The 11,149-nt window shown below is 57.2% G+C and carries 13 protein-coding genes; all 13 read left to right on the top strand.

Annotated elements, in window-relative coordinates; all coding sequences use genetic code 11:
* Positions 1 to 99: 99 nt before the first annotated feature.
* Positions 100 to 234: a 50S ribosomal protein L34 gene (gene rpmH, locus BTUS_RS16550; RefSeq protein WP_013077209.1), complete on the top strand. Its 135-nt coding sequence runs from the start codon at positions 100 to 102 to the stop codon at positions 232 to 234.
* Between the two features lie 104 nt (positions 235 to 338).
* The gene (rnpA, locus tag BTUS_RS16545) at positions 339 to 743 is read left to right on the top strand and encodes a ribonuclease P protein component (protein WP_013077208.1); all 405 of its coding nucleotides are present in this window, start codon (positions 339 to 341) and stop codon (positions 741 to 743) included.
* A 5-nt stretch (positions 744 to 748) separates the two neighbouring features.
* Positions 749 to 964, top strand: coding sequence for a membrane protein insertion efficiency factor YidD (gene yidD / locus BTUS_RS16540; RefSeq protein WP_052300684.1), 216 nt, complete (start codon positions 749 to 751; stop codon positions 962 to 964).
* A 29-nt stretch (positions 965 to 993) separates the two neighbouring features.
* Positions 994 to 1,734 (top strand): YidC/Oxa1 family membrane protein insertase, encoded by a 741-nt coding sequence (locus BTUS_RS16535; protein ID WP_013077206.1) that lies wholly within the window; start codon positions 994 to 996, stop codon positions 1,732 to 1,734.
* Positions 1,735 to 1,825: 91 nt separating this feature from the next.
* Positions 1,826 to 3,211 (top strand): tRNA uridine-5-carboxymethylaminomethyl(34) synthesis GTPase MnmE, encoded by a 1,386-nt coding sequence (mnmE, locus tag BTUS_RS16530; RefSeq protein ID WP_013077205.1) that lies wholly within the window; start codon positions 1,826 to 1,828, stop codon positions 3,209 to 3,211.
* Positions 3,212 to 3,220: 9 nt separating this feature from the next.
* Complete coding sequence (gene mnmG / locus BTUS_RS16525; protein WP_013077204.1) at positions 3,221 to 5,107, top strand: tRNA uridine-5-carboxymethylaminomethyl(34) synthesis enzyme MnmG; 1,887 nt, start codon at positions 3,221 to 3,223, stop codon at positions 5,105 to 5,107.
* Between the two features lie 4 nt (positions 5,108 to 5,111).
* Entirely contained in the window at positions 5,112 to 5,849 is a 738-nt protein-coding gene (gene rsmG, locus BTUS_RS16520; protein WP_013077203.1) for a 16S rRNA (guanine(527)-N(7))-methyltransferase RsmG, read from the top strand.
* 80 nt (positions 5,850 to 5,929) lie between these two features.
* A complete protein-coding gene (gene noc / locus BTUS_RS16515; RefSeq protein WP_013077202.1) occupies positions 5,930 to 6,784 on the top strand; it encodes a nucleoid occlusion protein in 855 nt (284 codons plus the stop codon).
* Between the two features lie 116 nt (positions 6,785 to 6,900).
* Positions 6,901 to 7,668 carry a ParA family protein gene (locus BTUS_RS16510; RefSeq protein ID WP_013077201.1) on the top strand — a complete coding sequence of 256 codons (768 nt, stop codon included), beginning with the start codon at positions 6,901 to 6,903 and terminating at the stop codon, positions 7,666 to 7,668.
* Positions 7,655 to 8,518 carry a ParB/RepB/Spo0J family partition protein gene (locus BTUS_RS16505; protein WP_013077200.1) on the top strand — a complete coding sequence of 288 codons (864 nt, stop codon included), beginning with the start codon at positions 7,655 to 7,657 and terminating at the stop codon, positions 8,516 to 8,518. Before BTUS_RS16510 ends, BTUS_RS16505 begins: the two co-directional genes overlap by 14 nt.
* Before the next feature lie 44 nt (positions 8,519 to 8,562).
* Positions 8,563 to 9,714 carry an aminotransferase class V-fold PLP-dependent enzyme gene (locus BTUS_RS16500; protein ID WP_013077199.1) on the top strand — a complete coding sequence of 384 codons (1,152 nt, stop codon included), beginning with the start codon at positions 8,563 to 8,565 and terminating at the stop codon, positions 9,712 to 9,714.
* 135 nt (positions 9,715 to 9,849) lie between these two features.
* On the top strand, positions 9,850 to 10,572 hold the full coding sequence (locus BTUS_RS16495) for a DUF554 domain-containing protein (RefSeq protein WP_041304528.1): 723 nt from the start codon (positions 9,850 to 9,852) through the stop codon (positions 10,570 to 10,572).
* Between the two features lie 29 nt (positions 10,573 to 10,601).
* Positions 10,602 to 11,147, top strand: a complete 546-nt coding sequence (locus BTUS_RS16490; protein ID WP_013077197.1) for a DUF4446 family protein — start codon at positions 10,602 to 10,604, stop codon at positions 11,145 to 11,147.
* The last annotated feature ends 2 nt before the right edge of the window (positions 11,148 to 11,149 follow it).

The raw sequence follows: 11,149 nt of genomic DNA, 5'->3' as shown, positions 1-11,149 counted from the left end.
TTGTCGAAAGAAGCGCGGCGTCTTTTGGTTGACAGGGGTTGGGGGCGACGGTAAAATGGCGGAGAATGGACAGATGTGCCTGTAGATGGAGGTGTAAGGGTGAAACCGACATACCAGCCGAATCGGCGGCACCGGAAAAAGGTGCACGGCTTTCGGAAGCGGATGAGTACGGGCAGCGGGCGGAAAATTCTTCGCGCACGCCGGAAGAAAGGGAGAAAGGTGCTGTCTGCTTGAGGCCACGAAGAAGTGGCCTTTTTCATCATAGGATGTCACTCCGCAAGGGCGGTTTACGGAGGCGCGGGGATCGCTATACTAGAGGATGAAAGATAGGGATCAGTATGCGTGCAGAAAACCGGCTGCGGAGCCGAGAGGAGTTTCGACGCGTCTTTCAAAGAGGGGTATCGGTTGCCAATCGAGAGATTGTGGTATACGCGTGGAACCGAGGTGACGGTGGACCGTGGCGAGCGGGGTTCTCGGTGAGCAAAAAGGTTGGCGGAGCCGTGGTGAGAAACAAGGTGAAGCGACGGCTGAGGGAAGCCGTGTGGGGTCAAGGGGAACGATTGCCCACAGGGTGGGATTTGGTGGTCATCGCCAGACCCGGGTGCGACGGCGCTTCCTTCGAACAGCTTTACCGAGGGGTGTCCGACTTGGTGGAGAAGGCGGCACGCCGCGGCGGGCACCGGGGGAATCGAAGGAGTCCAGCACCGCGCAAAGGGAAAAGTCGTTCTTCGAAAAAGGGGTGAGGGGTTTGCGCCGGTTGGCCATCTTGCCCTTACGGGGTTATCAGCGATTTGTCTCGCCCCTGACGCCTCCGAGCTGCCGGTTTTATCCCACTTGTTCCGAGTATGCAGTCCAGGCGATTACGATTCACGGACTGGGAAAAGGATCGTTTCTCGCAGCGAAGCGGTTGCTGAAGTGTGGTCCGTGGCATCCCGGTGGATACGACCCGGTGCCGCCGAAATAAAACGGTGAGGCATAAAAGGAGGATGTTGGTTGGGTAAGCGGCTGAAGTTGCTGTTTGGGGCGGCGATGGTGCTTTTGGTCGTGACCGGTTGTTCCGTCGCTCCGACAACGGTGGCCCCGGTGGATCGTTCGACGTGGTGGGGGGCCTTTGTCGGTTGGTTTTCGGACGGCATTGATCTGTTCGCCCGGTGGACACACGATTATGGTATCGCGATTCTCGTGGTGACAATCTTGATCCGGTTGATTACACTGCCCCTGTGGCTGCGGCAGATGAAATATTCCAAAGTTATGCAGGAGATGCAGCCGCAATTCCAGAAGCTCAGGCAGAAGTATGGAGATAACAAGGAAAAGCTAAACGAAGAAATGGTGAAATTGTTTCAGCAAACCGGGGTGAACCCATTGTCGGGGTGTCTCCCGACTTTGATTCAATTGCCGATTCTATGGGCATTGTACCAAGCGATCCGTTCGAACGCCATGCTTCAGGCGCACGAATTTCTCGGGATATGGCCGCTTGGGCAACCCGACCACTATTTCATCCTCCCCGTCCTCGCGGCGGTCACAACGTATATTCAGTCAAAGATGATGCTGACGACGAACGACAAGCAGCAGCAGATGATCCTCGTGATGATGCCCCTGATGATCCTTTTCATCGCCGTCTCATTGCCGTCGGCCTTGTCTTTGTACTGGGTGTATACGAACTTGCTGACCATTATTCAGTATTACTTTTTTACCAAGCATACCCGAACAAGCGTGGAGAAACAGGTGCGTTGAAGGTCTTCGTGAATGAGAGAAGGGTGCGGTGGCTTGGCGGGGCGGACTGTCCGAAGACGGTCGCCTCGTTTTGTTTGCGGAGGTGATCGGCATGGCAACGGTTGCGGAAGATGTGATTGCAGCGGTTGGTACGGCGCCTGGCGAGGCGGGCATCGCCGTGATTCGCGTCAGTGGTCCTGGATGCGCCCGGGTGGTGGAGCGGATTTTTCGGGGTCGCCAGTCATTACAAGATGCACCGAGCCACCGAATGGTCTACGGTGCAGTGGTGGATCCGGATACCGCGGAGGTCCTGGATGAGGTGCTTGCGGTGCGGATGCAGGCACCCAGAAGTTATACCGGAGAAGATGTCGTTGAAATCCACACGCACGGCGGTTCGGCCGTGGTGGGTAGAGTGCTCAACGCTGTCGTTCGGGCAGGGGCCCGACCGGCAGAACCTGGAGAATTCACGAAGCGGGCATTTCTCAACGGCCGGTTGGATCTCAGCCAAGCGGAAGCGGTGATCGACTTAATTCGCTCGAAAACGGACGCCGCCCGCCGGCTGGCGTTAGAACAGTTGAAGGGCGGACTGTCCACCCGGGTGAAACAGATGAGGGAGATTTTATTAGACGTAATGGCCCAAATTGAAGTGACCATCGACTATCCCGAACACGATGTGGAGGATGTGACCATCGAACAAATTCGGGAGGCCGTGGATCAAGTTCGGGAACAGATCGATGAATTGCTTGCGTCATCCCGGGTCGGAAGGTTGGTGCGCGAGGGGGTGCGCACCGCGATTGTCGGCCGCCCGAACGTTGGAAAATCGTCGCTGTTGAATGCACTGGCTGGCAGGGAAAGGGCGATTGTGACGGCCATTCCCGGCACCACCCGGGATGTGGTCGATGAGTGGATTCACGTTCGCGGTGTGGCGTTTCAGATATTGGATACCGCGGGGATTCGTACTACCGAGGACGAGGTGGAGCGCATCGGGGTGGAGAGGAGCCTAAAATGGGTGGCGGAGGCAGACCTTGTCTTGTGTGTGCTGGACGGCAGTTCTCCGCTGGAAAAAGAGGATCTGGAATTGTTGGACAGAATCAAGGACCGTCCATTTTTAGTGGTTGTCAACAAAATCGATCTTCCAGGACGGCTGGCAGGCGATGGACGTCTTGAGAAGCTGCCTCAGCACAGGATGGTGCGAGTCTCTGCCCGAACCGGGGACGGAGTACAAGAGCTTGCCGATCGAATGGCTCAGGTGGTGCTGAAAGGCGAGGGTGTTTCGGCTTCTTCGTGCATGGTCACGAATGTACGGCATATGGCTCTTCTCGAGGAGGCCCGGGAAGATCTGGATGCGGCGGAGCGGGCCGTTTCCGAAGGCTGGACCGTCGACGTGGCAGCCGTGGATTTGCGGGCGGCATGGGAGCATCTGGGAGATATCCTCGGAGAGCGAGCGGGGGAAGAGCTGTTGAATCGGATTTTTTCGCAATTTTGTCTGGGAAAGTGAGGGAGGAACGTGCGGTATCGGGCCGGGGAGTACGATGTCGTGGTGGTGGGTGCCGGGCACGCCGGATCTGAGGCGGCGTTGGCGGCCGCGAGGCTCGGGTGCCGGACGTTGCTGCTGACGATTAACGTGGATGCGGTGGCATATATGCCGTGCAATCCTTCGGTGGGCGGGCCGGCCAAAGGGATTGTGGTGCGGGAGATCGATGCGCTGGGGGGAGAGATGGCGCGCAACGCGGACCGATCCCATATTCAGATGCGGATGCTGAATACTGGAAAGGGGCCCGCGGTTCGTGCGCTCCGAGCTCAAGCGGATAAGGTGCTGTATGGACGACGGATGAAAGAGGTCTTGGAATATACGCCTGGTCTGACTTTGCGCCAAGGTTTGGTTGAAGAGATCTTGGTGCGGGGCGGTCGCGCGGTGGGGGTCCGGACGAATACCGGAGCGGAGTACTTGGCCCAGGCAGTGGTGCTGACGACCGGAACGTATCTTCGGGGCCGGGTGATTATCGGGGACGTCAGTTACAGCAGTGGACCTGCGGGTCAGATGCCCGCTCTGGCGTTGAGCGACAATCTGACAGACTTGGGGTTCCAGTTGGTGCGGTTCAAAACGGGGACGCCGCCTCGGGTGAACAGGCGTTCCATAGATTTTACCAAATTGATGGTACAACCCGGAGACGACCAGTGGCTGCATTTTTCTCATGAAGAGCGTTTGCCGAGGCGGCCGCAAGTGCCCTGTTGGCTAACCTATACGAACGAACGGACCCATGCGATTATCATGGACAACCTGGATCGTGCACCCATGTATTCCGGTGAAATCAAGGGTCGGGGGCCTCGCTACTGTCCTTCCATTGAGGACAAGGTGGTGCGGTTTAGCGATCGTCCGGCACACCAAGTGTTTTTGGAGCCGGAGGGACTTTTCACGGCGGAATGGTACGTCCAGGGAATGTCCACCAGTTTGCCGGAGGACATTCAGGTGGAAATGTTGCACACCATCCGGGGGTTGGAGAATGCGGAGATCTTGCGGCCGGGGTATGCCATCGAATATGACGCGTTGGTGCCCACTCAGTTGTGGCCGACGTTGGAGACGAAGGCGGTGCCGGGGCTGTTCACCGCAGGTCAGATCAACGGAACGTCGGGTTATGAGGAGGCTGCAGGGCAAGGGATTATAGCCGGAATTAATGCGGCTCTGAAGGTCCTCGGTCGTGAACCCTTGGTGTTGAGCCGGGCGGAGGGTTACATTGGGGTGATGATCGACGATTTGGTGACCAAAGGGACCAATGAGCCTTACCGTTTGTTGACGTCCCGGGCGGAACATCGTCTGTTGTTGCGCCATGACAATGCGGATTTGCGGCTGATGGAGAAAGGATACCGATTGGGTCTTGTTCCCGAGAGGGAATACGAGCGACTGCTGAAAAAACGGGAGCGGATTGAAGAAGAGTTGGATCGGCTGAGCGGCACCCGGGTTCGGGGCGAGGATGTGGAGTCCTTGTTGCGAGAACGAGGATCGGCACCGGTGTCCGGGTCGGTGGCGCTCGATCAGTTGTTGCGGCGGCCGGAATTGGACTATTCCTTGGTTCAGGCGGTGGCTCCGCCTCGGGAGGCGTTGGACCCGGAGGTGGTGGAACAAGTGGAGATTGCTGTGAAATATGCGGGATACATGGCGAAAGAGCAACAGACTATAGAGCATATGCGAAAGATGGAGGAAAAGCGCATTCCAGAAGGTTTGGATTATGGCAAGGTTCGGGGACTGTCCCACGAAGGGCGGGAAAAATTGAGTCTTGTCCAGCCTCGCTCGGTCGGTCAGGCTTCGCGAATTTCCGGGGTGAGCCCGGCGGACATCGCGATTTTACTGGTGTATCTTGAGGGGCAAAACAGGGTCCTTGGGAAAGGGAGATAAAGCGATGGCCGATGGTTCCAGGGGGGAACTCGTCCGGCAGATACAAGATGCGCTGGAAGCGCAGGGAGTTATGCTGGAGACCGAGGTGTGGCGCGGGTTAGAGGTCTATGAGCGGCGGCTGGTGGAGCGGAACCGGGAAGTCAATTTGACCGCGGTGACCGACGCGGAGGGAGTGTACTGGAAGCATTTTTATGATAGTTTGGTGGTCCTGGGCTTGCCGGAGGTGCCTCAGGCCGGTTTCCTCGTCGATGTCGGGTCTGGGGCTGGTTTTCCCGGTTTAGTGTTGGCAGTGGCGCGTCCGGGTTTTTCGGTATCATTATTGGATGCGTTGCGAAAGCGGGTTTGGTTTTTAGAAGAGGTGAGGGGTGAATTAGGTTTGACGAGGGTTCGGGTGGTTCACGGGCGGGCTGAAGAGTATGGACGTCGCCCGGGATGGAGGGAAAGTTTCGATATGGCGACGGCCAGGGCGGTGGCTCAGATGTCGGTGTTGGCGGAGCTGCTGCTCCCTTTCGTTCGGGTGGGCGGCATGGCGATGGCCTGGAAGGGTCCGGATGTCGAGGAGGAACTGGAAGGGGCCCGGGGTGCAATTCGTCGTCTCGGTGGGGAGGTGGAGGCGGTGCATAGGTATGAACTGCCTTACGGGATGGGGGGGAGAAGCGTGGTGATTGTACGCAAAATCTCAGCAACGCCAACAGAGTACCCCCGGCGTCCGGGGGTTCCGGAAAAGCGTCCTCTCACGTAGGGGCGTTGCAGGAGTCGATCCTATCGATGGCGAAATGAAATGGGGTAGGAGGTTAGGTCGGGGTAAAGGTGGGAGGTCACATGGGAAAAGACCCGTGGATCCGTTTTTTCCACGCAGGCGAACGGGAGCCCGACGGTAAGGAAGCCGGGGAGCAGGTGCGGGAGATTGCCATCGAACTCATTGTACCGAGTCCGTACCAGCCGCGGGTGGCATTCGATGAGCAAGGGCTGGAGGAACTGAGCCGAACGATTCGGACCCACGGGATGATTCAGCCGCTAGTAGTGCGTGAGAAGGACGGGAAGTACGAGCTGATTGCTGGAGAACGGCGCTTACGCGCTGCAAAGCGCATTGGCATGATCACTGTGCCGGCGATTGTGAGGGCGATGTCCGATTCCCAGGCTGCGACGGCCGCGTTGATTGAGAATTTGCAGCGGGAGAGCCTTTCGCCGGTGGAAGAAGCGTGGGCGTATCGGCAGTTGATGGAACTACACGGGTTGACCCAAGAAAGTTTGGCCCAGCGTCTTGGCCGCGGGCAGTCCACGATTGCGAACAAGTTGCGATTGTTGCAACTTCCTGAGGCGGTCCAAGCGGCCCTTATGGACCGAACAATTTCCGAACGTCATGCTCGGGCTCTGCTGGCCCTGTCCGACGGGGAGACACAATTGAAGGTGTTGAGCGAGATCGTTTCGAATGAGTGGAGTGTCAAACAGACCGAGGTGAGAATCAAACAGTTGCTGGAGGCGGGGGTGAAAAAGCCCCGGAGCCGCAGGACGGGGATTTCAAAAGATGTGCGAATCGCTCTGAACACGATTCGTCAATCCATCGACATGATTCAGAAGTCTGGGGTACCTGTCGAGGCGAAAGAAGAGGATGGTGAGGAATTTTATGAGTTCATCATTCGGGTGCCCAAGCGGTCGGCAAAACAGGGCGGTTGAGTAAAAGGATGAGGCAGGGACTGGAACTCGAAAAAGTGGAGCAGGAGAAAGGCGGATGGACGAACGGAGGAAGAGTCGCCATCGATGAGCGAGGAGAAGGGATTGAGGTGGTTCCGTTGGCAAGGGTCATTGCTGTGACCAACCAGAAGGGCGGAGTGGGGAAGACGACCACATCGGTCAATCTCGGAGCGGCCTTGGCGAGCCTCGGTCGGCGGGTGTTGTTGATTGATATCGATCCCCAGGGCAACACCACGAGCGGGATAGGCATCAATAAAGCGGATGTGAAACACTGCATCTACGATGTGGTGATTAACGATGTGAGTGCGGTGGATGCGATTCTGCCAACTCGCACGGAGAATCTGTCGATCATTCCAGCGACGATTCAGTTGGCAGGAGCGGAAATCGAGCTCGTACCCATTATGTCCCGGGAGGTGCGGCTGCGGCGGGCGATTCAAAGTTTACGCGGGAGTTTCGACTATATCCTGATTGATTGCCCTCCTTCCCTCGGGTTATTGACGGTAAACGCACTTACTGCGGCGGATTCGGTTTTGATCCCCATTCAATGCGAGTACTATGCGTTGGAAGGACTCAGCCAACTGTTGAATACGATTCGTTTGGTACAGAAACACCTCAACAGCCGCTTGCAGGTGGAGGGGGTTTTATTGACGATGTTTGACGCCCGGACAAACCTAGGGGTGCAGGTGGTGGAAGATGTAAAAAAGTATTTTCGTGAAAAGGTCTACAAAACGATCATTCCTCGCAACGTCCGTTTGAGCGAAGCCCCGAGCCACGGTATGCCGGTCATCGAATACGACCCGCGATCTCGGGGCGCGGAGGTTTACATGGATTTGGCCAGGGAAGTGGTGTCTCATGGCCAAGGGTAAGGGACCATCTTTAGGTAAAGGGCTGGGCGCACTGATCCCGCAGATCAATGTGAGCCCGGATGACCCGGTGTCCAGCGTTCCCCTTGAGGAGCTTAGGCCAAATCCGTACCAGCCGCGCCGGGAGTTTGCCGAGGAAAAGCTGGCGGAACTGGTGGAGTCGGTGCGGGAGTATGGAATTCTGCAACCCTTGGTGGTTCGGCGGGTGCTAAGTGGATATGAGATTGTCGCCGGTGAGCGGCGATTTCGGGCGGCGGAGCGGGCGGGATTGGCGGAAGTCCCTGTGGTGGTGCGCAATCTTTCGGATCGAGAGGTTATGGAGATCGCACTGATCGAGAACCTTCAGCGGGAAGATCTCAATCCCATTGAAGTGGCGGAAGCCTATGCAACGTTGATGCGGGAGTTCTCGATGACTCAGGAGATGGTCGCTGAACGAGTGGGGCAAAGTCGATCCCACGTGGCAAACATGCTGCGTTTGTTGAATTTGCCCAGTGAGGTGCGTGAGAGTGTTTCACGTGGAACACTGACCATGGGTCATGCTCGGGCGCTGTTGGCGCTGAGTGATCCTGACCAACAAACCAAGCTGGCAGAGCGCATCGTGGAAGAAGATTTGAGTGTGCGGGCGGTTGAGCACCTTGTTCATCGGCTCAACTCGTTTGTTTCACGTGAAACACGAAAGCCGGCTCCCCGAGAAAACCCGACCCTGCGCCACTATGAAGAAGTTCTTCGGGTTTCGCTGGGAACAGGTGTGAAAATATATCAGGGGAAAAAACGTGGAAAAATCGAAATCGAATACTACTCGAATGATGACCTTCAGCGCCTTTTGGCCCTCCTGGCGCCCGGAACGGAGTGACGGGTGTATCCAGGGGCCGAATGGCTCCAAGGGGAGGCTGGGTCATGATCTACCTCGATAACGCCGCATCTACTTGGCCCAAGCCGCCTGGTGTTGCGGAAGCAATGAAAGAAATGGTTGCCAACAACGGCGCGAACCCAGGCCGAGGCACTCACAAAATGGCGATGCAAGCAGCAAGGGTTGTTGCCCGAGCCCGCAGTGCCGTGGCGGCGCTTCTTGGGGTGCGCAACCCCGAGGACCTCATCTTTACCCATAATGCGACTGAGGCCCTCAACATGGCCATATTTGGTCTGCTAAAGCCGGGCGATCACGTCGTCACCACGATGCTGGAACACAATTCGGTGCGACGGCCCCTGGAGGCCCTGCGCAGGCGGGGTTGGATCGAAGTGACTTACGTACAAAGCGCCGAGAACGGCATTGAGCCCGACGAAGTACGTGCGGCTTTTCGTTCCCATACTCGTCTGCTCGTGGTCACCCACGCGTCCAATGTACTCGGTACGCTTGTGGACATCGATGCCATGACAGAGATCGCCCACGCGAACGGCGCCTTTTGTTTGGTGGATGCCGCCCAAACGGCGGGGAGCTTCCCCATTGATGTGACCCGTTCTGAAATTGATCTGCTGGCCATTCCGGGGCATAAGGGGTTATTCGGTCCCCAGGGGACTGGGGCCCTTTATATCCGCCCGGGTTTGGAACTCGAACCTTTTCTGTATGGAGGGACCGGGAGCCACTCTGAAGAACCCGATCAACCGCTGGAGCGGCCGGTTCGATACGAAAGCGGCACCCTCAATACGCCGGGGCTGGCGGGCCTTGCGGTGGGGGCAGAGTTTGTCAGCCAAATTGGGCCTGACGCCATTGGGCAACACAACCAGACCCTTATCCAGTCTCTCCGGGAAGGTCTTGAATCCCTCCCGGGCATCAAGTTCACCGGCCCGGGCCGGGGTGAGCCCCGAGCCGACCTGCTCGCTTTCTCGTTGCGGGGAGTGGATAGCACAGAATTGGCTGTCCTTCTGTCGGATCAATACGAAATCGCCGTCCGCTCCGGGCTTCACTGTTCCCCCCTGGCTCACCAGGTTGCGGGGACACTGGACGAAGGACTGGTGCGGGTGAGCGTCAGCTGGTTTAACACGGAAAACGACATCCGGGAGTGCGTGGCCGCGGTCCGAGAACTGGCGGACTTTCTCCGGGATGAGTGACCAGAGTCCTGCGGGAATGGCGCAGGACTGTTTTTGCACTTTGCGCTGAAATGGCGGAGCCCAATCGAACACAGATGAAAGGGGGGAAGGCCGTCTTGCAGGGTTCCACCCACACGGAACACAGCCGGCCAGATCGTGGTACTTGAAGGCACACTGGTAAATGTGGCTGCCATCATCATCGGGACGTTGCTCGGACTCTTATTTCACGGTATTCCGGAAAGAATCCGGACGCTCATGCAACAGGGGATTGGGCTATCCGTCATGGTCATGGGGATCTCGATGACCCTGAACAACGTGAACGGCCCAGGTCATGAATACGATTTTCTGATTGTCATCGTCAGTTTGGTTGTCGGTGGCGCCTTGGGCGAATGGCTCAACATCGAAGGGTTTCTTGAACGTGCGGGTCGAAGCGCAGAAGAGAAGTGGACGTGGCTGCGCGGCCGGGGACAGGCGGGTCAAGCTTTTCTCACGGCTACCCTGGTCTTCTGCGTTGGCGCCATGTCCATTCTCGGCGGCCTGCAAAGTGGCCTGGAAGACAGACATGATATTCTCTTTACGAAGTCCCTTTTGGACGGTGTTTCATCCATTTTGTTTACGTCCACCATGGGGCCTGGAGTGGTTCTTGCTGCTCTGCCCGTCTTTGTCTACCAAGGAGCCATCGCTCTCCTTGCGGGATGGCTCCATCAATGGCTTCAACCGCCGATCTTGAGTATGATCAATGCGGCGGGGGGCTTGATGATCCTTGGCATTGGTGTCAACCTCCTGCGAATCACGGCGATCCGGGTGGGCAATCTATTGCCAGCGCTGTTTGTAGCAGCATTGATTCGAGCAATTCTGATTCTGGTTTTAGGCGCATAAATGAGGGAACACTTAAAGGAGGCAGAACCATGTATTCCTCGATTGCAGCCATTCCCCTGTGGTATTGGGTTGCCGCCATCGGTATTCTGGTCGTCTTGCTGTGGTTGACCGTCCTTGTCCAGGGGGCCGGACTGCGCAAGACTCAGAAGCGCTATCGGCAATGGGTGGGCCGCTCGGGGACAGACGTGGAAAAGCTGCTGCCACAAACCTTAGAGCGGATACAACAACTGAGTGAAGAAGTACGCCGTCTCGAAGTCCGAATCGACTATTTGGAAAAAAGTCTCCGGGCAACATTACGCACTGCCCGGGTCGTCCGATACAACGCGTTTTCCGATTTCGGCAGTGATCTGAGTTTCTCCGCTGCCTGGCTCGACGGCAGTGGCAACGGCGTCATTTTATCGAGTATCTACGGCCGAGATGAATCGAGGATCTACGCAAAACCGGTCCAAAATGGCACCTCGACCTACCCCCTCAGTGAAGAAGAAAAACGGGTCCTGGCTGAAGCCATCCAGTTTAGTGGTGCCTCCGACTCGCCGGTATCCTCCACCTGGCGGCCGCTTGAAGAAAGGTCGTAATG

Origin of the sequence: Kyrpidia tusciae DSM 2912, assembly GCF_000092905.1 — a bacterium.
Classification (GTDB): domain Bacteria; phylum Bacillota; class Bacilli; order Kyrpidiales; family Kyrpidiaceae; genus Kyrpidia; species Kyrpidia tusciae.
The sequence above is the reverse complement of the archived record's forward strand: the minus strand, read 5'-3'. Positions and strand labels throughout refer to the sequence as shown.

Bases quoted from the DNA above. Each gene is read 5' to 3' on its own strand.
- BTUS_RS16505 (WP_013077200.1), top strand. From the start codon at position 7,655: ATGGCCAAGGGTAAGGGACCATCTTTAGGTAAAGGGCTGGGCGCACTG.
- mnmE (WP_013077205.1), top strand. From the start codon at position 1,826: ATGGCAACGGTTGCGGAAGATGTGATTGCAGCGGTTGGTACGGCGCCT.
- BTUS_RS16490 (WP_013077197.1), top strand. From the start codon at position 10,602: ATGTATTCCTCGATTGCAGCCATTCCCCTGTGGTATTGGGTTGCCGCC.
- rsmG (WP_013077203.1), top strand. From the start codon at position 5,112: ATGGCCGATGGTTCCAGGGGGGAACTCGTCCGGCAGATACAAGATGCG.
- noc (WP_013077202.1), top strand. From the start codon at position 5,930: ATGGGAAAAGACCCGTGGATCCGTTTTTTCCACGCAGGCGAACGGGAG.
- rnpA (WP_013077208.1), top strand. From the start codon at position 339: ATGCGTGCAGAAAACCGGCTGCGGAGCCGAGAGGAGTTTCGACGCGTC.
- BTUS_RS16500 (WP_013077199.1), top strand. From the start codon at position 8,563: ATGATCTACCTCGATAACGCCGCATCTACTTGGCCCAAGCCGCCTGGT.